The organism is Pseudomonas sp. RtIB026 (genome assembly GCF_016861355.2).
In the GTDB taxonomy this organism is placed as follows: domain Bacteria; phylum Pseudomonadota; class Gammaproteobacteria; order Pseudomonadales; family Pseudomonadaceae; genus Aquipseudomonas; species Aquipseudomonas peradeniyensis.
The window spans coordinates 4,622,352-4,647,023 of the sequence record NZ_AP023348.2 but is presented as its reverse complement, the minus strand read 5'-3'; the positions used below and the strand labels follow the sequence as shown (position 1 = coordinate 4,647,023).

The 24,672-nt window shown below is 65.0% G+C and carries 23 protein-coding genes and 1 pseudogene; 18 read left to right on the top strand and 6 right to left on the bottom strand.

The features are described 5' to 3' along the window. Window positions 1–100 precede the first annotated feature (100 nt). Genes PRtIB026_RS20835 through PRtIB026_RS20825 form a run of 3 tightly spaced genes read left to right on the top strand, consistent with a single transcriptional unit; the run spans window position 101 to window position 2,070 of the window. A complete protein-coding gene (locus PRtIB026_RS20835) occupies window positions 101–826 on the top strand; it encodes a dienelactone hydrolase family protein (protein WP_203651821.1) in 726 nt (241 codons plus the stop codon). A gap of 42 nt (window positions 827–868) precedes the next feature. Next, window positions 869–1,228 (top strand): transposase, encoded by a 360-nt coding sequence (locus PRtIB026_RS20830; RefSeq protein ID WP_075043813.1) that lies wholly within the window; start codon window positions 869–871, stop codon window positions 1,226–1,228. Next, window positions 1,225–2,070 carry an IS3 family transposase gene (locus tag PRtIB026_RS20825; RefSeq protein ID WP_324256565.1) on the top strand — a complete coding sequence of 282 codons (846 nt, stop codon included), beginning with the start codon at window positions 1,225–1,227 and terminating at the stop codon, window positions 2,068–2,070. The genes PRtIB026_RS20830 and PRtIB026_RS20825 overlap by 4 nt, the downstream gene beginning before the upstream one ends. 112 nt (window positions 2,071–2,182) lie before the next feature. Here PRtIB026_RS20825 and PRtIB026_RS20820 read toward each other — a convergent pair whose 3' ends face one another. Continuing rightward, the gene (locus PRtIB026_RS20820) at window positions 2,183–3,046 is read right to left on the bottom strand and encodes a pirin family protein (RefSeq protein ID WP_203651822.1); all 864 of its coding nucleotides are present in this window, start codon (window positions 3,044–3,046) and stop codon (window positions 2,183–2,185) included. A 109-nt stretch (window positions 3,047–3,155) separates the two neighbouring features. Between PRtIB026_RS20820 and PRtIB026_RS20815 the strand changes: the two genes are divergently transcribed. The 3 genes and pseudogenes from PRtIB026_RS20815 to PRtIB026_RS26715 all read left to right on the top strand — a co-directional run bounded on the left by PRtIB026_RS20815 (window position 3,156) and on the right by PRtIB026_RS26715 (window position 5,903). Further along, entirely contained in the window at window positions 3,156–4,163 is a 1,008-nt protein-coding gene (locus PRtIB026_RS20815) for an amidohydrolase family protein (RefSeq protein WP_203651823.1), read from the top strand. 114 nt (window positions 4,164–4,277) lie between these two features. Continuing rightward, window positions 4,278–5,000, top strand: a pseudogene (locus tag PRtIB026_RS26720) (MCP four helix bundle domain-containing protein); the annotation flags it as partial. 39 nt (window positions 5,001–5,039) lie between these two features. After that, window positions 5,040–5,903: a methyl-accepting chemotaxis protein gene (locus PRtIB026_RS26715; protein ID WP_420713669.1), complete on the top strand. Its 864-nt coding sequence runs from the start codon at window positions 5,040–5,042 to the stop codon at window positions 5,901–5,903. Window positions 5,904–6,112: 209 nt separating this feature from the next. Here PRtIB026_RS26715 and fabB read toward each other — a convergent pair whose 3' ends face one another. The 5 genes from fabB to PRtIB026_RS20785 all read right to left on the bottom strand — a co-directional run bounded on the left by fabB (window position 6,113) and on the right by PRtIB026_RS20785 (window position 13,029). Further along, window positions 6,113–7,333 carry a beta-ketoacyl-ACP synthase I gene (gene fabB / locus PRtIB026_RS20805; RefSeq protein WP_050706509.1) on the bottom strand — a complete coding sequence of 407 codons (1,221 nt, stop codon included), beginning with the start codon at window positions 7,331–7,333 and terminating at the stop codon, window positions 6,113–6,115. 11 nt (window positions 7,334–7,344) lie between these two features. Continuing rightward, window positions 7,345–7,860 carry a 3-hydroxyacyl-[acyl-carrier-protein] dehydratase FabA gene (gene fabA / locus PRtIB026_RS20800; protein ID WP_102684717.1) on the bottom strand — a complete coding sequence of 172 codons (516 nt, stop codon included), beginning with the start codon at window positions 7,858–7,860 and terminating at the stop codon, window positions 7,345–7,347. A 206-nt stretch (window positions 7,861–8,066) separates the two neighbouring features. After that, window positions 8,067–9,995 (bottom strand): response regulator, encoded by a 1,929-nt coding sequence (locus PRtIB026_RS20795; RefSeq protein WP_203651825.1) that lies wholly within the window; start codon window positions 9,993–9,995, stop codon window positions 8,067–8,069. Continuing rightward, window positions 9,992–10,882 (bottom strand): ABC transporter substrate-binding protein, encoded by an 891-nt coding sequence (locus tag PRtIB026_RS20790; protein WP_203651826.1) that lies wholly within the window; start codon window positions 10,880–10,882, stop codon window positions 9,992–9,994. The genes PRtIB026_RS20795 and PRtIB026_RS20790 overlap by 4 nt, the downstream gene beginning before the upstream one ends. Beyond that, entirely contained in the window at window positions 10,882–13,029 is a 2,148-nt protein-coding gene (locus tag PRtIB026_RS20785; protein ID WP_203651827.1) for a TonB-dependent receptor plug domain-containing protein, read from the bottom strand. The genes PRtIB026_RS20790 and PRtIB026_RS20785 overlap by 1 nt, the downstream gene beginning before the upstream one ends. 195 nt (window positions 13,030–13,224) lie before the next feature. On the opposite strand from PRtIB026_RS20785, the gene PRtIB026_RS20780 reads away from it, so the two are divergent. The 12 genes from PRtIB026_RS20780 (at window position 13,225) to kdpB (ending at window position 24,669) form a co-directional block, all read left to right on the top strand. After that, window positions 13,225–14,250 carry an NAD(P)H-dependent glycerol-3-phosphate dehydrogenase gene (locus PRtIB026_RS20780; RefSeq protein ID WP_186733895.1) on the top strand — a complete coding sequence of 342 codons (1,026 nt, stop codon included), beginning with the start codon at window positions 13,225–13,227 and terminating at the stop codon, window positions 14,248–14,250. 11 nt (window positions 14,251–14,261) lie between these two features. Continuing rightward, complete coding sequence (locus PRtIB026_RS20775; RefSeq protein WP_203651828.1) at window positions 14,262–14,609, top strand: DUF4389 domain-containing protein; 348 nt, start codon at window positions 14,262–14,264, stop codon at window positions 14,607–14,609. Further along, a complete protein-coding gene (gene sixA, locus PRtIB026_RS20770) occupies window positions 14,606–15,064 on the top strand; it encodes a phosphohistidine phosphatase SixA (protein WP_203651829.1) in 459 nt (152 codons plus the stop codon). The genes PRtIB026_RS20775 and sixA overlap by 4 nt, the downstream gene beginning before the upstream one ends. Before the next feature lie 320 nt (window positions 15,065–15,384). Next, on the top strand, window positions 15,385–15,732 hold the full coding sequence (locus PRtIB026_RS20765; RefSeq protein ID WP_203651830.1) for a hypothetical protein: 348 nt from the start codon (window positions 15,385–15,387) through the stop codon (window positions 15,730–15,732). Window positions 15,733–15,831: 99 nt separating this feature from the next. Next, the gene (locus tag PRtIB026_RS20760; protein WP_203651832.1) at window positions 15,832–16,620 is read left to right on the top strand and encodes an alpha/beta fold hydrolase; all 789 of its coding nucleotides are present in this window, start codon (window positions 15,832–15,834) and stop codon (window positions 16,618–16,620) included. Then, on the top strand, window positions 16,617–17,471 hold the full coding sequence (locus PRtIB026_RS20755) for an alpha/beta hydrolase (RefSeq protein WP_203651833.1): 855 nt from the start codon (window positions 16,617–16,619) through the stop codon (window positions 17,469–17,471). Before PRtIB026_RS20760 ends, PRtIB026_RS20755 begins: the two co-directional genes overlap by 4 nt. Before the next feature lie 102 nt (window positions 17,472–17,573). After that, window positions 17,574–18,368, top strand: coding sequence for a DUF4892 domain-containing protein (locus PRtIB026_RS20750; RefSeq protein ID WP_203651834.1), 795 nt, complete (start codon window positions 17,574–17,576; stop codon window positions 18,366–18,368). A gap of 12 nt (window positions 18,369–18,380) precedes the next feature. After that, window positions 18,381–19,433 carry an AI-2E family transporter gene (locus PRtIB026_RS20745; RefSeq protein ID WP_203651835.1) on the top strand — a complete coding sequence of 351 codons (1,053 nt, stop codon included), beginning with the start codon at window positions 18,381–18,383 and terminating at the stop codon, window positions 19,431–19,433. A gap of 974 nt (window positions 19,434–20,407) precedes the next feature. Continuing rightward, window positions 20,408–20,593, top strand: a complete 186-nt coding sequence (locus PRtIB026_RS20740; protein ID WP_203651836.1) for a DUF4223 family protein — start codon at window positions 20,408–20,410, stop codon at window positions 20,591–20,593. A gap of 217 nt (window positions 20,594–20,810) precedes the next feature. Next, entirely contained in the window at window positions 20,811–20,900 is a 90-nt protein-coding gene (gene kdpF, locus PRtIB026_RS20735) for a K(+)-transporting ATPase subunit F (RefSeq protein WP_011534724.1), read from the top strand. Between the two features lie 9 nt (window positions 20,901–20,909). Then, on the top strand, window positions 20,910–22,604 hold the full coding sequence (kdpA, locus tag PRtIB026_RS20730; RefSeq protein WP_203651837.1) for a potassium-transporting ATPase subunit KdpA: 1,695 nt from the start codon (window positions 20,910–20,912) through the stop codon (window positions 22,602–22,604). 10 nt (window positions 22,605–22,614) lie between these two features. Next, entirely contained in the window at window positions 22,615–24,669 is a 2,055-nt protein-coding gene (gene kdpB / locus PRtIB026_RS20725; protein WP_203651838.1) for a potassium-transporting ATPase subunit KdpB, read from the top strand. Window positions 24,670–24,672: the final 3 nt, after the last annotated feature.

Here is a 24,672-nt window from a genome sequence, read left to right as displayed (position 1 = left end):
AAAGCCCGCTTCGGCGGGCTTTTTCATTTCTGGCGGGGGCAAGCCCGCTCCCACGAATACATCTATCATGTGCTGACCCGTGAAGCCCAAGGAGAGCTGAATGAGCAAGGTCATCGTCGAATCGCTGGTCTATCACCTGTCAGGCAAAGCCTACGAGAGCCGTCTGGTTTACACCCAGGGCGCGCTGCCGCAGCCGGGGCTGGTGATGGCGCCGAACTGGATGGGTATCGGCGAGGGCGCCGAACGTATCGCCAGGGAAGTGGCCGAGCAAGGCTATGTGGTGCTGATCGCCGACCTGTACGGCCAGTCGGTACGTCCGTCCAATGCCGACGAGGCGGGCGCGGCGATGATGCCGCTGAAGAACGATCGCGCCGAGCTGCGCAAGCGCATGCAGGAGGCGCTGGCGCAACTGGTGGGGCAATCGAAGGCCTTGCTGGAGCCCGGCAAGGTGGCTACCTTCGGCTTCTGCTTCGGCGGCTGTTGTGCCCTGGAGCTGGCCCGCACCGGTGCCGACCTGAAGGCCGCTGTTTCATTCCATGGCACCCTGGATACGCCAAACCCCGAGGATGCCAAGCGTATCAAAGGCTCGGTGCTGGTCCTTCATGGCGCCTCCGACCCGCTGGTGCCCAAAGAGCAGCTACCGGCCTTTGAGGAGGAGATGAACGCCGCTAAAGTCGACTGGCAGTTGCTCAGCTACGGCGGTGCGGTGCACTCGTTCACCGACCCGAATGCCAATGTGCCGGGCAAGATGCAGTATGACCGGCGTACGTCGGAGCGGGCGTTCCGCTCGATGCATAACCTGCTCAAGGAAGTGTTCCAGCGCTGATACCGCAGGGGGACGCTTCGCGGCACAAGGTGAACTGGCCTAATGATTTTGGACACCTTCATCGGGCGCTATGATGGCGCCCAATTGGAGGCAAAATCAGTGCGTAAATCTTATTCAAGAGAATACAAAGTCCAAGCTGCCGAAATGGTGCTGGACGGTGGGCAGTCAGTTCCTGAGGTCTGTGCCGCCCTTGGGCTGGGCCCTACCGCGCTTCGCCGCTGGGTTGATCAGGTGCGTGAAGAGAGAGCCGGTAAGGTTCCGGCTGGAGCCAAAGCGATCACACCCGAGCAGCAACGAATTGAAGAACTCGAAGCGCTGGTTCGGCAAAAGGATCGGGATATCGAAATCCTAAAAAAGGCCAGTGCTCTCCTGCTTCGGGACTCCAAAGATCGTTCTCGCTGATCAACGAGCTGAGTGAGCAATACCCTGTTGTCGACTGCTGCCGCGTGCTTGGGGTTAAGCGCAGCAGTTTCTATGCGTGGCGTAAACGGCAAGGACGTGAAAACCCGGCAAGAGATGCGCTACGCCTGCTGGTAATCAAGCACTTCAACGCATCGCGAAGTGCTTCTGGCTCGCGAACCCTGGCGCAGGAATTGCGGCACGAAGGCCATGAAATAGGACGATACAAGGTGCGTGCGCTAATGCGTGAAGCTGGCCTGAAGTGCAAACAGCGCAGGCCGCACCGCTATCGGTCATCAGGGGCAGAAGCGTTGATCGCCGAGAATCAGCTGAAGCGCAATTTCAAGGTTTCGGCGATCAATGAGGTTTGGTGTGGCGATGTGACCTATATCCAGGTTGGCAGGCGCTGGCTGTACCTAGCCGCCGTGATTGACCTCTATGCCCGTCGCGTAGTGGGTTGGGCATTCTCGATGATTGCAGATGCCAACTTAGCTTGTAACGCCCTGCGCATGGCCGCTGAGTCGCGGGGTAGGCCGGCGGGCGTAATGTTTCATTCAGACCAGGGCTGTCAGTACACCAGCCATAAATTCAGAGCCGCGCTCGATGAGTACAACTTGAACCAGAGCATGAGCCATCGAGGCCAATGCTGGGATAACGCTGCCATGGAGCGATTCTTCGGAGCATTGAAATCAGAATGGGTGCCGGCAGAGGGTTACGAGACCGAAGCGCAGGCACGAGTGGATATCCAGGCTTATCTGATGCGCTACAACCTCAAGCGCCTCCACAGCTACAACGGCTATGAAACGCCAGTAGCCATGGAGGAAAAGCTCAAGGCAGCGGCATGAACCTTAACCGGTGTCCAAAATTACTTGACCAGTTCAAGGCCGCTCCTACAGGGGGCGCGTATTTCTGTAGGAGCGGCCTTGTGCCGCGAAAGGGCTGCAAAGCAGCCCCAATTCAGCGGGGTAACTCGATTCTCGAAGTTTCCCCCAGCACCGTCGGCCAATCCCCCGCAGCCCACTTGGCCCGCGCTCGCTCGATCAGTTCCGGATCACTGGCCACGAAATTCCAGTTCATCCGCCGCGGCCCATCCAGCGCCGCACCACCGATCAGCACCAGCTGGCACGCTTCTTCGGCGTACAGCACCACATCTTCGCCCTCCGGCAGCACGACCAGGCTGCAGGCCTCCGCGCGCTCGTCGTTGAGCGACAGTTCACCGTCCAGCACATACAGGGCGCGTTGCTCATGCTCGGCTGGGACTGTCAGCGTCGTGGCCGATTGCATGTGCACGTGGGCATACAGGGTAGGGGAGAGCACCGGCACTGGCGACTCCAGGCAAAAACCATTGCCGGCAATCATGCGGATCTGCACGCCCAGGCTGTCACTGACCGGCAGGCTCGCCGCCGGATGATGGCTGTAGCTCGGCTTGCCCTGCTCGTGCTCGCGAGGCGACGCCAGCCAGACCTGCAGCCCGTGCAGTCTTGAACCCTTGGCCAGCAGATCGGCTGGCGTGCGCTCGACATGCGCCACACCCGCCCCGGCAGTCATCCAACTGACGTCCCCGGGGCCCACGCGCTGGTCCGAACCCAGGCTGTCCTTGTGCTGGATTTCACCCTCGAACAGGTAGGTGAGGGTGGACAGGCCGATATGCGGATGCTGACGAATGTCCATGCCATGCCCCGGCGCGTAGTCGGTTTCCAGCATATGGTCGAAGAACACGAATGGGCCGACGCTGCGGCACTGCGCCGAGGGCAGCGGGCGCAGGATCGGCTGGCCCTCGACCGATTCGGCGCGTGGGCGGATGACCAGGGGACTGCTCATGGCGACACTCCTTGAGGGATGCCTGCAAGCATAGCGTTTCGCCGCCCGTGGCTGAACCGTCGCGGGCGCTGTCCGGTCTACTCTTGCGGGACCGGCAAAGGAGGCTCCGATGATCGCCCGCACACTGGCTTGCCTGCTGCTGAGCACAGGCCTGTTCGACACCGCGCAGGCCCGCGACTACCGCTACAGCGACGCGCACCTGCACTACGTGGACTTTTTCCAGGAAACCGAGGGCATGCCGGCGCTGCTCAAGGCCATGGATGCAGCTGGGGTTGAACAGTCGATGATTTCCGGCATCCCGGTGGCGAAGAAGTGGCATGAGGACGAGCCCAAGCGCCCGCGCTATTACGCCGGAGATGACGCCGACGCCTACTGGTACAGCGCCACCGACCTGTACGTCGCCGACGCGTTGCAGAAGCTGCCAGCGCAGCAACGCCGTCGCTTCCACCCATTCCTCACCGGCTTCAATCCGGTGGACAAGAACGCCGTCAACCATATCGAGCGCATGCTCGAGCTTTATCCGGGGCTGTGGCAGGGCATCGGCGAAGTATTCACCCGCCACGACGACCTCACCGCCTTGACCAGCGGCGATACGCCGCGGGCCAACAACGAAGCCATGACTCGCATCTATCACCTGGCCGCCGAGCGCGATTTGCCGGTGCTGCTGCATTCGAACATCACCTCCAAGCGCGAGCGCAACCCGCTGTACCTGGCCGAGATCGAGGAGCCGCTGCGCAACCACCCGCATACCCGCTTCATCTGGGCCCACGCCGGCAGCAGCCTGGAGATCCACCGCCACCAGGAACAGATGGATTTTCTCCTGCCGGTGCTGACCCGGCTGCTGGAGGACTACCCGAACCTGTATGTCGACCTGTCCTGGAGCGTCCTCAAGCCCTACCTGCTCGACTCGCAGGGTGTGCCGCGCCAGGACTGGGTGACGTTGGTGAAGCGCTTCCCGCAGCGTTTCGTACTCGGCTCCGACCTGGTGGGGCGGTTTGACAGCCTGGGTGAGCAGATGCACGGTTTCGACCCCTTCCTCGATGCCTTGCCGGCAGCGGTGGCGGAGCAGGTGAGTCGGACTAATTTTGTCAATCTGCTGCCAAAAGCGGCGAAGTAGCGCGTTTTAGCAGTAGATAGCTTTTTGATATCGCCTTTTCGTCTTACGCAATTTTCAGGCGGCCCGATACCTTCATTAAGCGACGGAACAACGCTTTTGGGAGGGATCCTGGAAATGAGCCTGAGACGCTTGAATATCGCCCCGCGCGCGGGCCTGGGTTTCGGCATCATGGCGCTGCTGGTGGTGGCGCTGGGCGGCTTCGCGCTGCAGCAGATGACCAGCATGCGCCAGCAGTCCGAGCAGGTCGACAACAACTGGCTGCCGAGCGTGATCTCGGTGGGCCGCATGACCCAGGACATGCTGCGCATCCGCGCCTTGACCCTGCGCCTGCTGGTCAACACCGACCCGGCGGCCCAGCAGCAGAACCGTGCCCGCATCGAAGAGATCAAGGGTGGCTTGAGCAAGGCCCAGAACCACTACGATGGGTTGATCGTGCTGCCTGAGGAGCGGACCTTGTTCGACCGCTACCAGGTCCTCGAGCGCCAGTACATGATCTTGCAGGGGCAGGTGGTGCAGTTGGCCACCGATGGGCATGTCCAGGCGGCGGCGGCGCTGGTCAACGGCGAGATGAACCAGCTGGCCGACCAGATGACCGCCACGCTCAACGAGCTGATCGAGCTGAACAACCACCAGGCCAACTCCGCCACCGACCTGGCCGAGGCCGTGTACAACGGCGCGAAGGTCTGGGTCGGCGTGCTGCTGGTGATCGCCCTGAGCCTCACCGTGGTGCTCGCCCTGGCCCTGACCCGTAGCATCGTGCGGCCGCTCGGGCAGTCGCTGAAGGTCGCCGAGACGGTCGCGACGGGCGATCTCACACCGCAGATCACCGTGCAGGGCGACGATGAGCCGGCGCGCCTGCTGGCGGCGCTCAAGAGCATGCAGCAGAGCTTGCGCGAGACCATCGGGCGGATTTCCGACTCGGCCAGCCAGCTGGCCTCGGCCTCCGAGGAACTGAGCGCGGTCACCGAGGACGCCACCCGCGGCCTGCAGCAGCAGAGCATGGAAATCGAGCAGGCGGCGACCGCGGTGAACCAGATGACGGCGGCGGTGGAGGAGGTGGCGAGCAATGCGGTGGCCACCTCGGAGGCTTCCCGCGAATCCGACCAGATTGCCCGTCGCGGGCGTGAGCAGGTGCAGGCCACGGTCACCGCCATCGAGGCGCTGGCCAATGGCGTGGCGGGCAATGCCGAAGAGGTGGGGCAGCTGGCCCAGCAGGTACACGACATCAGCAAGGTGCTGGATGTGATCGGCTCGATCGCCGAGCAGACCAACCTGCTGGCGCTCAACGCCGCCATCGAGGCGGCGCGGGCCGGAGAGGCCGGGCGCGGGTTCGCCGTGGTCGCCGACGAGGTGCGGGCGTTGGCCCATCGCACGCAGTCTTCGACCCAGGAGATCGAGCAGATGATCGTCGCCATCCGCAGCGGCGCCGAGCGAGCGGTGCAGGGTATGCAGCACAGCGATGCCCAGGCCCGTTCGACCCTGGATGGCGCCCATGCCGCCGGCCAGGCGCTGGAGGCGATCGCCGCGGCCATCGGCCAGATCAACGAGCGTAACCTGGTGATCGCCAGTGCCTCGGAGCAGCAGGCCCAGGTGGCGCGGGAGGTGGACCGCAACCTGACCACCATCCGCGATTTGGCGCACCAGTCCTCGGCCGGGGCCGAGGAAACGTCTGCCGCGAGCCAGGCGCTGTCGCGTTTGGCGGTGGACCTGAACACCCTGGTGCAGCGTTTCTCCGTGTAAAAGGCCTGACCCGTGTAGGAGCGGCCTTGTGCCGCGAAAGGGCCGCAAAGCGGCCCCGGAATATCGACCTCACAGATGAATCGCCGGGGGCGCTTTGCGCCCCTTTCGCGGCACAAGGCCGCTCCTACAGGTGGGCGTGCTTCGTCTGGCAGCACAAACAAAAACGCCCGGACCAAGGTCCGGGCGTTCTCGTTCAGCAGATCAAGCGATCACTTGCCAGTCCAGCGCTTGAGCACCAGGGTGGCGTTGGTGCCGCCGAAGCCGAAGCTGTTGCTCATGACCGTGTCGATCTTGGCGTTCTCTTCGGTCTTGCGCAGTACCGGCAGGTCGGCGACTTCCGGGTCCAGCTCGTCGATGTTGGCGGAGCCGGCGATGAAGTTGTTCTCCATCATCAGCAGGCAGTAGATCGCCTCGTGCACGCCCGCGGCGCCCAGCGAGTGGCCCGACAGGCTCTTGGTCGAGCTGATCTTCGGTGCCTTGTCGCCGAACACTTCACGCACGCCCTTCATTTCGGCGACGTCGCCGACCGGGGTGGAGGTGCCGTGGGTGTTCAGGTAGTCGATCGGGGTGTCGACGGTGGACAGCGCCTGCTGCATGCAGCGGATCGCGCCTTCGCCGCTTGGGGCGACCATGTCGTAGCCGTCGGAAGTGGCGCCGTAGCCGACGATCTCGGCGTAGATCTTGGCGCCACGGGCCAGGGCGTGCTCGAGCTCCTCGACCACCACCATGCCGCCGCCGCCGGCGATGACGAAGCCGTCACGGTCGGCATCGTAGGCGCGCGAGGCCAGTTCCGGGGTTTCGTTGCGCTTGGTCGACAGGGCGCCCATGGCGTCGAACAGGAACGACTGGCTCCAGTGCTCTTCTTCACCGCCGCCGGCGAAGACGATGTCCTGCTTGCCCCACTGGATCTGCTCCAGGGCGGTGCCGATGCAGTGCGCGGAGGTGGCGCAGGCCGACGAGATCGAGTAGTTGATGCCCTTGATCTTGAACGGAGTGGCCAGGCACGCCGACACGGTGCTGCCCATGGTGCGGGTGACGCGGTACGGGCCGACGCGCTTGACGCCTTTTTCGCGCAGGGTGTCCAGGGCTTCCATCTGGTTCAGGGTGGAAGCGCCGCCGGAGCCGGCAACCAGGCCGGTACGCGGGTTGGAAACCTGCTCTTCGGTCAGGCCCGAGTCCTTGATCGCGTCCTGCATCGCCAGGTAGGCGTAGGCCGCGGCGTGGCCGACGAAGCGATAGACCTTGCGGTCGATCAGCTCTTCGAGGTTGAGGTCGATGGAACCGGAAACCTGGCTACGCAGCCCCATTTCCTTGTATTCCGGGTTGTAACGGATACCCGGACGGCTGTTGCGCAGGTTTTCGGTGACGGTAGCTTTGTCATTGCCCAGGCACGATACGATGCCCAGACCAGTGATCACGACGCGGCGCATGCGAATAACCCTTAGAAATTGTCAGTGGAGGTGAACACGCCGACCCGCAGGCCTTCGGCGGTGTAGATCTCGCGACCGTCGACGCTGACCGAGCCATCGGCGATGGCCATGTTCAGCTTGCCCTTCAGGACGCGCTTGATATGAATGTTGTAGGTGACTTTCTTGGCGGTAGGCAACACCTGGCCGAAGAATTTCACCTCGCCCGAACCCAGGGCGCGACCACGGCCCGGCAGGCCCTGCCAGCCGAGGAAGAAACCGACCAGCTGCCACATGGCGTCCAGGCCCAGGCAGCCCGGCATCACCGGATCGCCTTCGAAGTGGCAGGCGAAGAACCACAGGTCCGGATTGATATCCAGCTCGGCGACCAATTCACCTTTGCCGAACTTGCCGCCTTCCTCGCTGATATGGGTGATGCGATCGACCATCAGCATGTTCGGGGCGGGCAGTTGCGCATTACCGGGGCCGAACAGCTCACCGCGACTGCAGCGCAGCAGGTCTTCCCGAGTAAAGGCGTGTTGTTTGGTCATGCGAGCTCCTCAATAACCCCCTGCGGCAGGGGATGAATCTTCCCGGCCGGCCCAAAGCGCTTGGCATTCGAGGCGGCAGCCTACAGGTAGACTATTGCGTTGTGGTGAAAGTCACAGCGCACCTGGCAAAAGAAGTACAGGTGTGCACTGAAATGTTATTTTCCGGCCCTGAGGCGGTCCTGTCCAGTCCTTAAGACTGCCGCACTTTAGCATTTATCGCCAGTCGCGGCTGTCCGACCCGGCAACCAGCGCTGCAGGATGCGCTGCAGATCGGTGCGTTTGAACGGCTTGCTCAGGTAATCGTTCATTCCGGCGGCCAGGCAGCGTTCGCGGTCGCCCTGCAGCGCGCTGGCGGTCAGGGCGATGATCGGCAGGCCCTCGGTGCGCGGCAACTGGCGGATGCGCCGGGTCGCCTCGTAGCCGTCGACATTCGGCAGGCGGCAATCCATCAGCACCGCGGCAAAGCGCTGCTGGCCGACCAGGTCGACCGCCTGGGCACCGTCCATGGCCAGGCTCACCTCAAAACCAAGGCTGCGCAGCATCGCCTCGATGACGCTCTGGTTGACCGGGTTGTCTTCCACCAGCAGGACTCGCCCGCTGCCTTCGCCCACCGTGCTGGCCTGGGGCGTCGCGCCGGGCAAGGTGGCAGGAGCGCTGGCCAGGGCCAGCGGCATTTCCAGGGTGAAGGTCGAGCCCAGCCCCTCGCGGCTCTCGCCGCGTAACTGGCCGCCCATGCGCTCGGCCAGGGTGCGGGCGATCGACAGGCCCAGGCCGGTGCCGCCGTAGCGCCGGGAAATGGTGTTGTCGGCCTGCTGGAAGGCCACGAACATCATCTCCAGGCGGTTGTTGTCGATGCCGATGCCGGTGTCGCGTACGGTGCAAGTCAGCCAGATCAGCTGGCGGTCGAGCACCTGCCAGCGGGCCTCGATGGCCACCTCGCCGCGCTCGGTGAATTTCAGCGCATTGCCTACCAGGTTCAGCAGGATCTGGCGGATGCGCGTCGGATCACCCACCACCTGCAGCGAGTTCATGCCCGCTGGCAGCTGCAGGCGCAGGTCCAGGTTGCGCTGCTGGGCGCTGTGCTGGAACGACAGCACGCTGCTGGTGATCAGCTCGCCGAGGTTGAAGTCGATATGTTCCAGCTCCAGGGTGGTGCGCTCGATCCGTGAGAAATCGAGGATGTCGTTGATCACCTTGAGCAGGTGGCCGGTGGATTCGCTGGCCACCGCTGTGTAGTCGGCCTGCTCGCTGGTCAGCTCGGTGGTCTCCAGCAGTTGCAGCATGCCCAGCACGCCGTTCATGGGCGTACGCAGCTCGTGGCTCATCATCGCCAGGAAGTCCGACTTGGCGCGGTTGGCCTGCTCGGCTTCCTCGCGGGCCTGGATCAGCTGGCCCATGGCCTGTTGCTGTTCATGGGCGGCCTGGTCGAGGGCGCTGGCCAGGTTGTTGATGTGCCGGGCCAGGTGGCCCAGCTCGCTGTCGTCGACCACCGGCAGCGGCGCGTTGAAGTCGCCCTGCTGGATCGCCCGGACCGCGTGGCCCATGTCACTGATCGGCTTGGACAGGCTGGTGGCCAGGCGCCGGGCCAGCAGGAAGGTGAACAGCAGGGCGAACAGGGCGAGGATCGCGGCCTTGATCACGATCTCCTGCTGGCGCTGACTGAAGGCGTCGTCGGACATGCCGACGATTACTCGACCCAGATAGTCGTCGCCAATGTTCGGCGCTGGCGCCTTGCCCTGCAGGAAGTCATTGTCCAGGCGGATCTGCTGCAGGCGGATCGGAGCCTGGAACACCTCGACGCGTTGGGCGCGGCTGTGGCTTTCGTCGGGTTGCTCGACGTACACCAGGATATGGTTGCGGCTGTCCTGCACCTCGAGGAAACGCACGTGGGGAATGCTCAGAGTGGCGCGCATCAGGCTCTCGAGCACTTCATTGTTGCCCGAGATCACGCCGTACTCCGAGGCCGGCGCCAGCTGGTTGGCGATCAGTTGCCCGGTGTGGTTGAGTTCCTGGCGCAGGTCCTGGATCCGCACGAAGGTGAAGAAGCTGATCAGCAGCAGGGTCAGCAACAGGGCGGGGCCAAGGCTGATGATCTGGGTGCGGGTATGGATGTCCCAGCTCAGGCGCTTGCTCATGGGGTGGAGGCTCCTTCGGCAAGGGCCAGGGCGGCGGCGACCGGGTCGATCGCCTCCAGGCCCAGGGCGCGGGCCACCTGCTGGTTGCCGCTGACACCGAAGTGCGCGGGGTAGAGACTGCGCGGCCAGCGGATCGGTGGCAGGTCGAGCAGTTGCCCGAGCACCGCCAGCCAGTCGTCCTGGTCGCTATAGGTGCTGGCCAAGGCGCCGGCGCGGACGAATCCGACGTTCGGCCCGATCAGCGCCATCTGCCGGCCATAGCTGCTGAGCAGCACGTTCTTGGCCGACTTGGAGTTGTACAGGTCGGGATCGTCCAGGCCGAGCAGTACGTCGCTGTTGCCCAGCAGGTCTTGCAGGGGACGGCTGTCGCGCAAATCGGGCCAGTCCTGGGCGACGATTTCCAGGCCCAGTGCACTGGCGGCCTGGCGCAACTCGTCGAGCAGGAAACGGCTGTGTTCGCCATAGAGCACGCCGATACGCCGCGCCTGCGGCAACAGGTAGCGGGCCAGGCGCAGCTGCCGGGCCAGGGGCGGATCGCTCCACAGCAGGGTCAGGTAGGCAGGGCGCGAGGTGCCCAGGCGCTGTTCGATCTGGACCCGGCTGACCCGCAACGCCAGCGCCGCCGGCCCTGCGGATTCAGCCAGGCGCCACTCCAGGGCCGAGGTGTCGAGGAGGATCAGGCGGGTGTCGGCCTTGAGCTTGGCCGGGCTTGGCAGCTGCTCGACGGTCTGGAACCGCACCTGGTCGTTGGGACGACGTTTTTCCAGGGCCGTGACGAAGCTGCGGATGCCGGGCTGGTCCTCGGCGCCGACCAGCAGGATTTCGCTGGCGGACAGCGATCCCAGGGGCCAGAGGCACAGCAGCAACAGGCGCAGCAGACGGACCATCAGAATTCCAGCTCCGCACTGACGCTCAGGCGGTGGCGGCTGTCGTAACGGTTCTGTTCCAGGGTGATCGGCTCGTCATCCAGGCGCTGCTGCCACAGCGCGGCCAGCTCGAGGTTGCTGCCTTGCACTTTGAAACGCTTGGCCAGGCGCAGGTCGACCCGTTCGTAACGGTAACCATTGAGGGCGTCGTCACCGTAGTAGAAGAGGGCGCTGGACCAGCCTTCGCCCCAATCGCGCAGCCAGCCGGCCGAACCGCTGTTGCGGGCGCTCAGGCGCCGGTCGTTGGGGTTGCTGGCCCAGGCGTCGACGTAGGCGTAGGTCAGACGCAGGCGGTCGCGCTGGGTGGCGTGCCAGTCGAACTGCGCCTCGCTGCCGCTGAAGCGGGCCTTGTTGGCGTTGCTGGCGATGTACTGGTTGTTCTTCAACGGTTCGCTGATCATCCCGGTGATCTCGTCGTAGAACAGTTTCACGTCCATGCTCAGGTCGAGGTCGGTGAAGTAGCCGTTGTAGCCAAGCTCACGCGAGCGCATGCGCTCCTGGTCGAGGTTACCCGGGCCGCGGGTCTTGACGAAATATTCGCCGTTCTGCAGGCCGTAGCGGTTGGGCGTGAGGTTCTTGACGGTGTAGCTCCAGTTGACATTGTTCTCGAACATGTCCGGCGAACGGATCGCCTCGGAATACACCGCGCGCAGGCCATGGCGCGGGGTGATCAGGTAGTTCACCGCCACCCGCGGGGTGAGCGAGTTGCCCGACAGCTGCGAGTGCTCGTGCATCGCCCCGCCCTGGACGATCCAGTGCTCGTCGATGCGCCACTCGAGCTGGCCGAACAGGCGCCAGGTCTGGTCGTCGATGCTGCCGTTGAAGTAGGTCTGCGAGTCGGCCTTGTCGTAGCGGTAGTTCATGCCGGTGACCAGGCGCAGGCTGTCGGTCAGGCTCAGGGTGTCCTGGATTTCCAGGTCGTAGCGGGTCTCGCGGGTGCTTTGGTCGACGTCGCCGCAGATCGTGTTGCGGCCACCGTTGGCCCATTGGTCTTGTACCTGGCCCATCAGCGAACCGAGCTCGGGGTTGCTGGTGGTGGGCAGGTTGCCGGTAAACAGATTGCGCGCGACCTTCTCGGCGAAGTTCGGGTCGAGCTGCCACAGGCGGGTCAGCTCCGGGCTGAAGGCGATCGCCGCATCGCAGGCGCGCCACACCTGCTGGCGGTCGAAGTGCTGGGCCGAGCCCTGCACATACAGGCTGTGCTCGGGGTTCAGGTCGAGGTTCCAGCGCACCGAGCCTGCGTAGTCCTTGGCGTTGACGTCGGCGTTGTCGCCGGCCCGGTAGTTGCCGAACACCGGCTGGTAGGTATAGGGCCGCTGGTTGCTGCCTTCCTTGGCCGCCAGTTGCCATTCCAGGGTCTGGTTCGGCGCCAGGGTGTGGCTGGCGTTGAGGTTGACGCGGTTGAGCCGGCGGCTGTCGCGGTAATCGCGACCGAACTGGTCGTGGTCGAAGCCATCGTCCTGCTGGCCGGAGAGCGACAGGCGCAGGTCGCCGCTGTCCCAGCCAAAGCCCTGGCTCGCGTAGTAATCGTTGATGCCATCCTGGCCACGGGTCAGCTTGACCCGCGAGCCGTGGCTGTCGGCCGGGTTGCGGGTGAGGATGTTGACCACCGCCATCAGCGCGTTGGCGCCGTAGCTGACGGTGTTGGGGCCGCGGAACACCTCGATGCGCTCGATGTCCTCGATCGCCACCGGGATATCGCTCCAGTCCACCGTGGCCAGGCCTGCGCGGTACACCGATCGACCGTCGATCAGCACCTGCATGCGCCGGGCGTCGCTGACATTGCTGCCATGGTAGTTGACCGTCGGCTGGTTGCCGGCGCCGTAGCCGATCATCATCCCTGGCACCAGGCGCAGCAGTTCGGGGATGTCGCGGGCGCCGCTGGCGCGGATCAGCTCGTTGTCGAGCACAGTCATGCTGCCCGGGACCGCCGCCGGGGATTGTTTCAGGCGCGTGGCGGTCAGAACCTGCGGCAGGTCCTGGTTGTCGATGAACAGGTCGTCGGCCACGGCCGGGCCGCCTAGCAGGGCAGTCAGCAACAGCAGGCGTGGATAGGGAGGCGTGCCAGGGAACACGAAACGGCCTTGTTTCACAAATGAATCAGGCATGTTAACCGACCGTACGGCTTTTGCCAGTGATCGACGGATGGCCTATTGCCGCATCGCACCACCTGAACTTTCTCTTGATTGTGTCCGGGTGCGTGGGAGCGGGCTTGCCCCGCGATGCATACGCACTGGTTCTGTCGCAACGGCACCGTATAATGCCCCGGTCGCCACTTACTTTTATTGGTTAACGGATTGGATATGACTGAACAGCAACCTGTTGCGGTTCTTGGAGGCGGCAGCTTCGGCACCGCCGTGGCGAACCTCTTGGCCGAAAACGGCCATCCGGTGCGGCAGTGGATGCGCGACCCGGCGCAGGCCGAGGCGATGCGCGTCGATCGCGAGAATCCGCGCTACCTCAAGGGCATTCGCCTGCACGACGGCGTCGAGCCGGTCAACGACCTGCTCGCCACCTTGCAGGGCAGCGCGTTGATCTTCGTTGCCTTGCCCTCCAGCGCCTTGCGCAGCGTGCTCGCGCCCCATGCCGAACTGCTGCGTGGCAAGGGCCTGGTCAGCCTGACCAAGGGCATCGAGGCGCACACCTTCAAGCTGATGAGCCAGATCCTCGAAGAGATCGCCCCCCAGGCGCGCATCGGCGTGCTGTCGGGCCCTAACCTTGCCCGCGAGATCGCCGAGCATGCGCTGACCGCCACCGTGGTCGCCAGCGAGGACGAGGCGCTGTGCCAGCAGGTGCAGGCCGTGCTGCATGGCCGTACCTTCCGCGTCTACGCCAGTGCCGACCGTTTCGGCGTCGAACTGGGCGGCGCGCTGAAGAACGTGTACGCCATCATCGCCGGCATGGCCGTGGCCTTGGGGATGGGCGAGAACACCAAGAGCATGCTGATCACCCGCGCCCTGGCCGAGATGACCCGCTTTGCCGTGAGCCAGGGCGCCAACCCCATGACCTTCCTGGGGCTGGCCGGGGTCGGCGACCTGATCGTCACCTGCTCCTCGCCCAAGAGCCGCAACTACCAGGTCGGCCACGCCCTTGGCCAGGGCCTGAGCCTGGAGCAGGCGGTCAGCCGCCTGGGCGAAGTGGCCGAGGGCGTCAACACGCTCAAGGTGCTCAAGGCCAAGGCCCAGGAAGTGGGCGTGTACATGCCGCTGGTGGCGGGCCTGCACGCGATCCTGTTTGAAGGGCGCACGCTCAACCAGGTGATCGAGCACCTGATGCGTGCCGAACCCAAGACCGATGTCGATTTCATTTCCACCAGCGGTTTCAACTGAAGGAGCGACCCATGAACGATACTCCCGAGCGCGCCCAGCGCGAGTCGATCATCCTGCGGGTGCTGTGGATGCTGGTATTCCTGGTGGCCTGGCAACTGGCCGAGCTGCTGCTTGGCGGCCTGGTGCTGGTGCAACTGATCTACCGGCTGATCTACGGCGCGCCCAGCGCCAGCCTGATGAACTTCGGCGACAGCCTCAGCCAGTACCTGGCACAGATCGGCCGCTTCGGCACCTTCCACTCCGACCAGAAGCCCTGGCCGTTCGCCGACTGGCCGACGCCGCGCACCCCGGAAGGCGAGGCACCGCATGCCGTCACCCCGGCAGCGCACCCGGTGCGTGATGAGGAGCCGAAGCTGTGAAGCTCTGGGTGCTGCGTCACGGCGAGGCGGAACCCCGGGCCAACAGCGACGCCGAGCGCCGCCTGACCGGCCACGGTCGCGAGCAGGTGCTGCGCAGCGCCGCGCACCTACTCGGCCAGCCGTTGCAGGCGATCATCGCCAGCCCCTACGTGCGCGCCCAGCAGACCGCCGCCCTGGTGCACGGCGCGCTGGGCTTTGCCGAACCGGTGCGCACGGTGCCCTGGCTGACGCCAGACAGCGACGTGCAGCAGGTGATCGGCGAAGTCGAGCGCCTGGGGTTCGAGCACGTTTTACTGGTCAGTCACCAGCCGCTGGTGGGAACCCTGGTCGGCCTGCTCGAGCACGGCCACGGCCAGCAGCCGGCGCCGCTGAGTACGGCCAGCCTGGCGGAGCTGGAAGGGGATTGGCCGCTGGCCGGCCTGATGACCCTGTGTAGCCTGCGTCATTCCGGCTGAGCCCTCAGCCCTTTCAAGGTTTTGCGATTTTTTGGATATGACCGCTCCAACTCAGGATTGCCGGGGTCGCTTTGCGACCCTTTCGCGGCACAAGGCCGCTCCTACAGGAGCACGCGGTCGCCTGTAGGAGCGGCCTTGTGCCGCGAAAGGGCTGCAAAGCAGCCCCGGCAAGTCCAAGCCGGACGCCAAGTATCAAGACCTTGAAAGGGCTGGGCTGAGCCCTGGCAACTGGCATTTCTGTCAGTTGCCAGCCGGGAGGCGGCCCAAGTAGCGTGGCGCGGTGAATGATTCATGGGGCCGACAGGCACAGGGAGTGATGAGTGAGCCGTTATCGCATGGCGCTGGTGCGCTCGGTCGACCCGCAGTGGCTGCTCGACAAGCTGACGGACGATGGTCGGCTGGATTTCGCCGAGTATCGCCTGATGCAGGACATCGCCGATGCCAAGCTTGATGAGCTGATACGCCGGTTCGAAGGCCAGCATGAGTTCGAGCAACTGCGCCAGGCCAGCATCCGCATGGCGCACCTGCTGCAGACCAGCTGCCTGGCCCTGCGCCGGCTGGCTGACAATGAGAACGACTGCAGCCTGGGCCGCCAGGCCCTGGAGTGGCAACTGGGCTACATGCAAGCCTGCCTGCACCGTTCGCTGGCCAGCCTCGAGCGCTGCTGAATGACCTGATCGCCACCGGCGATGACCTTTCCGAACGTTGCCGCCAGGGTCCGGCTTGCCGACAATGGGCTATCCATCCCTCGTGCAGAGCAGGCGGCCATGTCGCAGCAGATCTTCTTCGCCCACGCCAACGGCTTCCCCTCGGCCACCTACGGCAAGCTGTTTGCCGCCCTGGGGCCGGACTACGAGGTGCATCACCTGGCGCAGCACGCCCACGACCCGCGTTTTCCGGTCAACGACAACTGGCAGAACCTGGTGGACGAACTGCTGCATCACCTCGAGCAGCAAGAGGCGCCGGTCTGGGGTGTCGGCCACTCTCTGGGCGGCGTGCTGCACCTGCATGCGGCGCTGCGTCGTCCGGAGTTCTACCGCGGGGTGGTGATGCTCGACTCGCCAGTGCTGACCCGTGCCGATGAATGGCTGATCCAGGCCGCCAAGCGCCTGGGCTTCATCGACCGCATCACCCCGGCCGGGCGCACCCTGGGCCGGCGCGAGGCATTTCCCGACCGCGACAGCGCCCGCCGCTACTTCGCCGGCAAGACCCTGTTCCGCCACTTCGACCCGGACTGCCTGGAAGCCTACCTGGAACATGGCCTGGAGCAGGGCGAGGAGGGCCTGCGCCTGCGCTTCGACCCGGCCACCGAGATCAGCATCTACCGCAGCATTCCCCATGTCAGCCCGGCCCGGCCACGCCAGTTGCAGGTGCCGCTGGCGATGGTACGCGGCGCCCAGAGCCGGGTGATCCGCAAACACCACGCCCTGGCCGTGCGCGCCATGGCCAAGGGCGAGTACCACAGCCTGCCGGGCGGGCACATGTTTCCGCTGGAGCGGCCCACCGACACCGCTGGCCTGATCAAGGGCCTGTTCGACCGCTGGAGCCAGGCATGAGCGCCCAGGTCGAGGAGATCCGCCTGACGCTGGGCCATATCGAGCTGGCCGCGCACCTGTTCGGCCCGGCCGACGGCCTGCCGGTGATCGCCCTGCATGGCTGGCTGGACAACGCCAACAGCTTCGCTCGCCTGGCGCCGCAACTGAAGGGGCTGCGTATCGTCGCCCTGGACCTGGCCGGGCATGGCTACTCCGAGCATCGTCCGGTCGGCGCCGGCTATGCCCTGGCGGACTACGCCCATGACGTGCTGCGGGTTGCCGAACAACTGGGCTGGAAGCGCTTCGGTCTGCTCGGTCATTCGTTGGGCGCAATCATCTCGGTACAGCTGGCCGGGGCCTTGCCCGAGCGGGTCAGCCACCTGGCGCTGATCGACGGGGTGATTCCGCCGACGCTCAGCGAACAGGACGCTGCCGAGCGCTTGGGGCTGGCGCTGCAGGCGCAACTGCGCCTGGAGGGCAAGCGCAAATCGGTGTACGCGACCCTGGAGGCGGGCGTCGAGGCGCGCATGAAGGGCATGGTCGCGGTCAGCCGCGAAGCTGCCGAACTGCTGGCCCAGCGCGGCCTGATGCCGGTGCCCGGCGGCTACAGCTGGCGCAGCGACAGCCGCCTCACCTTGCCCTCGCCAACCCGCCTGAACCAGGACCAGGCCATGGCCTTCGTCAAACGCATCGCCTGCCCGGCCTGCCTGGTGGTGGCCGCCGACGGCATGCTGGCGCGCCACACGGAATTGCTGGAGCAGCTACCCTTCGAGCGGGTGACCCTGCCGGGCGGCCACCACTTGCACCTGAACGACGCCGAGGGCGCGGCCCTTGTCGCAGACTGTTTCAATCGCTTCTTTGGCATTCCTTGACTTGCACCGGACAAGTGTCGAGGCTTGGCGGGTTGAAAGGGAGACAACCATGTACATGCCAGACATCCACGCGCCTTGCCCCGCCACCTGTGAGGGCGGTCGATGAGCGCACCTGTTTTCGTTCGCGGCGCCATTGCCGCCTGCTTCGCCATCGCCAGCCCCCTGTTGTGGGCCGGCAGCCTGCCGGTACCGCCTGACGCCAAGGTGGTCGACCAGCGCCCGGCGGTGGAGCAGGAGCGGGTCTACCCCATGGGACCGCTGCGCAAGATCAGCGGCCGCCTGCGGGTCGACGACAAGGTCGAGAGCCGTGGCCAGGTCAGCTCGGTGACCTATGAGCTGCCGGTCGAGCGCAGCGCCCGCGAAGCTTTCACCAGCGCCCGCGAGGCCCTGCAGCAGGAGGGCGGCTATCCACTGTTCTGGTGCCAGGGCCGCGATTGCGGCGAGGCCAGCCTGTGGGCCAACGACGTGTTCGCCAATGCCCGGCTCAATGGCGGTGACGAGCAGCAAGCGTTCATCCTGCTGCGTCGCTCAGCCGAGGAAGCCGACACCCTGGTGGCGCTGTACAGCGTGACTCGCGGCAACCGCCGTGCTTATCTGCATGTCGAGGAGTTCGTCGCCGGCAGCCCGCTGGGCGAGCTGCTGCCCACTGCCGCCACGGTGCTGCGCGAACTGCGCGATACCGGCAAGCTCGACTACCCTGATCTGGCCGAGCCCCAGGCTACCTGGGCAACGTTGCTGGCGCGTAGCCTGAACCTCGACAGCACCCTGCGCGTCAGCCTCAGCGGCAAGGGCGCCGAGGCCTGGCGCGAGCAGCTGGTCAAGGCCGGCGTGCGCAGCGCGCGGCTGGAGGTCGGTGACGCCCCGACCGAGGGCCTGCACCTGGAACTGATCCGTTGAGTGAGCGCCACCATGGCCAACAATGACCGCCTGTTGATCCAGATCCTGCTGCTGACCCTGCTGGGGGCCGCGCTGTGGGTGATGGCACCGTTCATCTCGGCGCTGCTGTGGGGCGCCATCCTGGCCTTTGCCAGCTGGCCGCTGATGCGCCTGCTGACCCGTGTGCTGGGTGGGCGCGAAACCCTCGCCGCGAGCCTGCTGACCACGGTGTGGATCCTGCTGGTGGCGCTGCCGCTGGTGTGGCTGGGTTTCAACCTGGCCGACCATGTGCGCGATGCCACCGCGTTCATTCGCGACGTGCAGGTCGATGGCCTGCCGGACGCGCCCGCCTGGGTGGCGGGCATTCCGTTCGTGGGCGAGCGCCTGGTGAGCTGGTGGGAATCCTTCGACCAGCAGGGCGCGGCCTTGTTGGCCTCGGCCAAGCCGTACCTGGGCCAGGTCGGCAACTGGTTGCTGGCGCGCAGCGCGCAGATCGGCGGCGGGGTGCTGGAGCTGACCCTGAGCCTGGTGTTCGTGTTCTTCTTCTACCGCGACGGGCCACGCTTGGCAGCTTTCGTCCATCGTCTGCTGCAACGGCTGGTGGGCGAGCGCGCCGAGTACTACGTCGACCTGGTGGCCGGCACCGTGCAACGGGTGGTCAACGGCGTGATCGGTACCGCCGCGGCCCAGGCCCTGCTGGCGCTGATCGGCTTCCTGATCGCCGGCGTGCCGGGGGCCATCGTGCTCGGCCTGGTGACCTTCATGCTCAGCCTGATCCCCATGGGTCCGCCGCTGGCCTGGATCCCCGCCACCGCCTGGCTGGTATGGAAGGGTGACTACGGCATGGCGGTATTCCTGGGGGTGTGGGGCACGTTCATCATCAGTGGCGTGGACAACGTGCTCAAACCCTACCTGATCAGCCGGGGCGGCAACCTGCCACTGGTGATCGTGCTGCTGGGGGTGTTCGGCGGCCTGATTGCGTTCGGCTTCATCGGCCTGTTCATTGGGCCGACGTTGCTGGCGGTGGGGTACAGCCTGCTGCTGGACTGGAGCCGCAATTCGGTGCAGCAGACGCCGCAAAGTTAAGTGGTGGGCTGCAACCGATAGTGGACCAGGTGGACTTGGCTGCGTCCCAACCGCGTGGGGACGCAAGATGAAGCAAGGCCTCAAGTCGCGTCCGTGTGGCTGACCATGCCCTCGATCTCCGCCGCAATTGTCGGCCAGCACTTCCGGAACCACTTGCGCGGTGAGTACTTCTTCGAAATGCGGCTGCCGCCAAGAGGTTGTCCGGGCTTTGCTCTGCGGATATGCAAATACCCTTGGCGGCAAGTCTGCGCCGCCAGTGAGGGTGTTAGGGTCTGTACGAAATGTGTCTGCGCGAAGGCCAGACAAGGCGAAACGGGGGGAGGAAGCGAAGTGTATTGGAGTACATGAGCATTCCGAACCCCGTTACAACGCAGTAAGGGCGAGTGCAGATACATTTCGTACAGAGCCTAGGGTGAAACGATCCAATGCCTATTGCAATCACACCAAGCTGAAAGAGTATGCCACTAAGTGCTGCGTGCTTCAGGCTTGCTCCGCTCTGTCGCGTCAGTATTGGCAGCCAGTTCGTTGGCAAATAGATAATGACCAGCCCCGTGAAAGTGGTCAGCCACATCACGCGCGTGCCGCCTTGGCCATTGCGTAGGGTCTACTTGGGGGCAGCGTCTTGCATATGCTGCCTGCACCGGCGTTGCGCACAACTTGATGGCAAGCCTGGCTTCACAAATATAACGGGGATTTTTTTTGGACCTGCGGGGCCGATGATCGCAACGTGAGTGTCAGTGTCAAGATAAACAATAGACAAAGAAAGCCGACAAGGTCTTTGGTTTTTATTGGAGTTTTCTTCCGTTGTAAGTCTGTTCTGTATTGTCATGCAGAAGTTTCTGCGTAAGGGGTGTGTTGTTATATTCGTATGTAACATTGTTTTTCTTGGTGGTATTTATGTGTTTTATTTTTTGTTTTTCTGCGTATGCTTCGTGTGCTGTCAACATTCTGGCAATTAAAGGTTTGAGGGTAATATGAAGAGGTTTGTCAAAGCCGCTGCGGCTACTGTTGTTATTTCTGCTGTTGCTCTTTTGTCGGGCTGTGCTGGTCAAGTTTACAACGAGGCCAAGAACTGCTCGTACAACTACCTGTTGCACCCGGCGCTCTCCGTTTCGAAGGTTGTCGGTGGCTGCGGTCCAGTGGGTAAATTGTCCCAGTAATCGAAGTGATTTTCGCGCCGGCATCCTCATTGAGCGGGCCACCTACTGTTTGACCCAAACCTCGGCCAAGGATCCGGTCGAGGTTTTTGGGTCCGAAGCCTCAGTCTTTACGCATTCTTTATGCCCCGCCCCCAGCCCTGATCTCGCCCCTTTACGCCCCTCCCTCGGACAATTTCCCCAAAGCGGCCCTCACGCCGCACCAAGGGGAGATTCACTCATGTACATGCTCGACGGGCTGTCACTGCTATTGGCGGTGGCGTTGGCGGTTTACCTGCTGGTGGCGCTGCTGCGCGCCGACCGCGGCTAAGGGGCGACCATGCACAGTTACGATTACCTGCTGCTGCTGGCGTTCTTCGCCATCGTGCTGCTGCCGGCGCCCTGGCTCGGTCGCTTCTACTACAAGGTGATGGAAGGCCAGCGCACCTGGCTGACGCCGATTCTCGGCCCGGTGGAGCGGGGCTGCTACCGCGTGGCCGGCGTGCGCGCCGACCAGGAGCAGAGCTGGAAACAGTACACCCTGGCCCTGCTGGCCTTCAACCTGGTCGGTTTTTTGATGGTGTTCGGCGTCCTGCAACTGCAGGGCAGCCTGCCACTCAACCCGCAGCACCTGCCGGGCCAGGAATGGTCGCTGGCGTTCAACACCGCGGTCAGTTTCATGACCAATACCAACTGGCAGGCCTACAGCGGTGAAGCCTCGGTCAGCTACCTGAGCCAGATGATCGGCCTGACCGTGCAGAACTTCGTCAGCGCCGCCACCGGCCTTGCCGTGCTGGTCGCCCTGTGCCGGGGTATCGCCCGTCGCTCGGCCACCACCCTGGGCAACTTCTGGGTCGACCTGACCCGCGCCACCCTCTACGGCCTGTTGCCGCTGTGCCTGGTGCTGGCGCTGCTGCTGGTCTGGCAGGGCGTGCCGCAGACCTTTGCCGACTACGTCCACGCCGTGACCCTGCAAGGCACCGACCAGACCATCCCGCTGGGCCCGGCCGCCAGCCAGATCGCCATCAAGCAGCTGGGCACCAACGGTGGCGGCTTCTTCGGTGTCAACTCGGCGCACCCGTTCGAGAACCCCACGGCCTGGAGCAACCTGTTCGAGGCGGCCTCGATCATCCTGATTCCGGTGGCCCTGGTGTTCACCTTCGGCCATTACGTCAAGGACCTGCGCCAGAGCCGCGCGATCATCGCCTGCATGCTGGCGCTGTTCCTGATCGGCGGCAGCACCGCGCTGTGGTCGGAACATCAGCCCAACCCGGCCCTGGAAAGCGCCCAGGTACAGCAGAGCGCGCCGCTGGAAGGCAAGGAGAGCCGCTTCGGCACCACCGGCTCCGTGTTGTGGACGGTGACCACCACCTCCGCCTCCAACGGTTCGGTCAACGCCATGCACGACAGCCTCAATCCGATTACCGGCATGGTGGCGATGGTCAACATGATGCTCGGCGAAGTGATCTTCGGCGGCGTCGGCGCTGGCCTCTACGGCATGCTGCTGTTCGTGCTGATCGCGGTATTCCTGGCCGGCCTGATGATCGGCCGCACCCCGGAGTACCTGGGCAAGAAACTCCAGGCCCGTGAAGTGCAACTGCTGGTGGCGAGCCTGCTGGTGATGCCGGTGGGCGTGCTGATCCTCGGCGCCATCGCCGCCAGCCTGCCGGGGCCGGCCGGCGCGGTGACCAACCCCGGCGCCCACGGTTTCAGCCAGCTGCTCTACGCCTACACCTCCGGCACCGCCAACAACGGCTCGGCCTTCGCTGGCTTCGGCGCCAACACCGTGTACCACAACGTGATGATCGGCCTGGCCATGCTGATTGGCCGCTTCGGCTACATCCTGCCGGTGCTGGCCCTGGCCGGCAGCCTGGCGGCGAAGAAGAGCGCACCGCAAGGCCTCAACAGCTTCCCCACCCACGGCCCGCTGTTCACCACGCTGCTGCTGGTGACCATCCTGCTGGTCGGTGGCCTGACCTTCCTGCCGACCCTGGCCCTGGGGCCGATTGCCGAACACCTGAGCCTGGGTTTCTGAGGAATACACAATGAACATGCCCATTCCCGAAGTGAAGGCGCGCCAAGGCGCCAAGGACCAGACCCGCTTCAGCGCGTTGTGGCGTCCGGCGCTGGTACAGGCTTTCGTCAAGCTCGACCCGCGCCAGCTCAAGCGCGCCCCGGTGATGCTGGTGGTGGCCCTCACCGCCGTGCTCACCACCGTGCTGTGCCTGGTGCCCGGCAGCGGCGTGAGTACCGGCGTGGCGGTGCAGATCGCCGTCTGGCTGTGGTTTACCGTGTTGTTCGCCAACTTCGCCGAAGCCCTGGCCGAGGGCCGCGGCAAGGCCCGCGCCGACAGCCTCAAGGCCGGCAGCCAGGGCCTGACCGCCAAGCGCCGCAAGAGTGACGGCAGCTTCGAGAGCGTCGCCGCCACCCAGCTGCGCAAGGACGATGTGGTGCGCGTGGTGGCCGGCGAGATGATCCCCGGCGACGGCGAGGTGCTCGAAGGCATCGCCGCGGTCAACGAGTCGGCGATCACCGGCGAGTCCGCCCCGGTGATCCGCGAGTCCGGCGGCGACCGCTCGGCGGTCACCGGCAACACCCGCCTGGTCTCCGACTGGCTGCTGATCCGCATCACCAGCAACCCGGGCGAGTCGACCCTGGACCGCATGATCGCCCTGGTCGAAGGCGCCAAGCGCCAGAAGACCCCCAACGAGATCGCCCTGGACATCCTGCTGATCGGCCTGACCCTGATCTTCCTGATCGTGGTGGTGACCCTGCAGCCGTTCGCCCGCTTCGCTGGTGGCGAGCTGCCGCTGATCTTCCTCGCTGCGCTGCTGGTGACCTTGATCCCCACCACCATCGGCGGCCTGCTGTCGGCCATCGGCATCGCCGGCATGGACCGCCTGGTGCGCCTGAACGTGATCGCCCGCTCCGGTCGTGCGGTGGAAGCAGCCGGCGACGTGCACACCCTGATGCTCGACAAGACCGGCACCATCACCTTCGGCAACCGTCGTTGCAGTGCCCTGCATGCCGCCTCGGGCGTGACCGCCAAGGAGCTGGGGGAGGGCGCCTTGCTCGCCTCGCTGGCCGACGATACCGCCGAGGGCAAGTCGATCGTCGAGTACCTGCGCCAGCTGCATGACTTCGCCGAGCCTTCGGTCGAGCAGTACACAGCCATCGCCTTCAGCGCCGAGACCCGCCTGTCGGGCATCGATTTCCAGCAGCGCCGCTACCGCAAGGGCGCCGTCGACGCGGTGCTGGCCTTCTGTGGCTTGCAACGCCTGGAGCTGCCCGCCGCCCTGGCCCGTGAAGTGGAGCGCATCGCCCAGAGCGGCGGCACTCCGCTGCTGGTGTGCGTCGACACGCACCTGCTCGGCGTGATCCATCTCAAGGACGTGGTCAAGCCCGGTATCCGCGAGCGCTTCGCCGAACTGCGCAAGCTCGGTATCCGCACCGTGATGGTCACCGGCGACAACCCGCTGACCGCCGCCGCCATCGCCGCCGAGGCCGGCGTGGACGACGTGCTGGCCGAAGCTACCCCCGAGAAGAAGCTGGCGCGCATCCGCCAGGAGCAGAACGACGGCCGTCTGGTCGCCATGTGCGGTGATGGCGCGAACGACGCCCCGGCGCTGGCCCAGGCCGATGTGGGCATGGCCATGAACGACGGCACCCAGGCCGCCCGCGAGGCTGCCAACATGGTCGACCTGGACAGCGACCCGACCAAGCTGCTGGACGTGGTGCAGGTGGGCAAGGAACTGCTGGTCACCCGCGGCGCGCTGACCACCTTCTCCATCGCCAACGACGTGGCCAAGTACTTCGCCATCCTGCCGGCGCTGTTCGCCGCCATCTACCCGCAGCTGGGCGTGCTCAACCTGATGCACCTGGCCAGCCCGCAGAGCGCGATCCTTTCGGCCATCGTGTTCAACGCGCTGATCATCATCGTGCTGATCCCTCTGGCCCTGCGCGGGGTGCGGGTGCAGGCCGCCAGCGCCGCCCACCTGCTGCGCCGCAACCTGCTGATCTACGGGCTGGGGGGCATCGTTGTGCCGTTCGCCGGGATCAAGCTGATCGACATGCTGCTCACTGCGCTGCACCTGGTCTGAGGA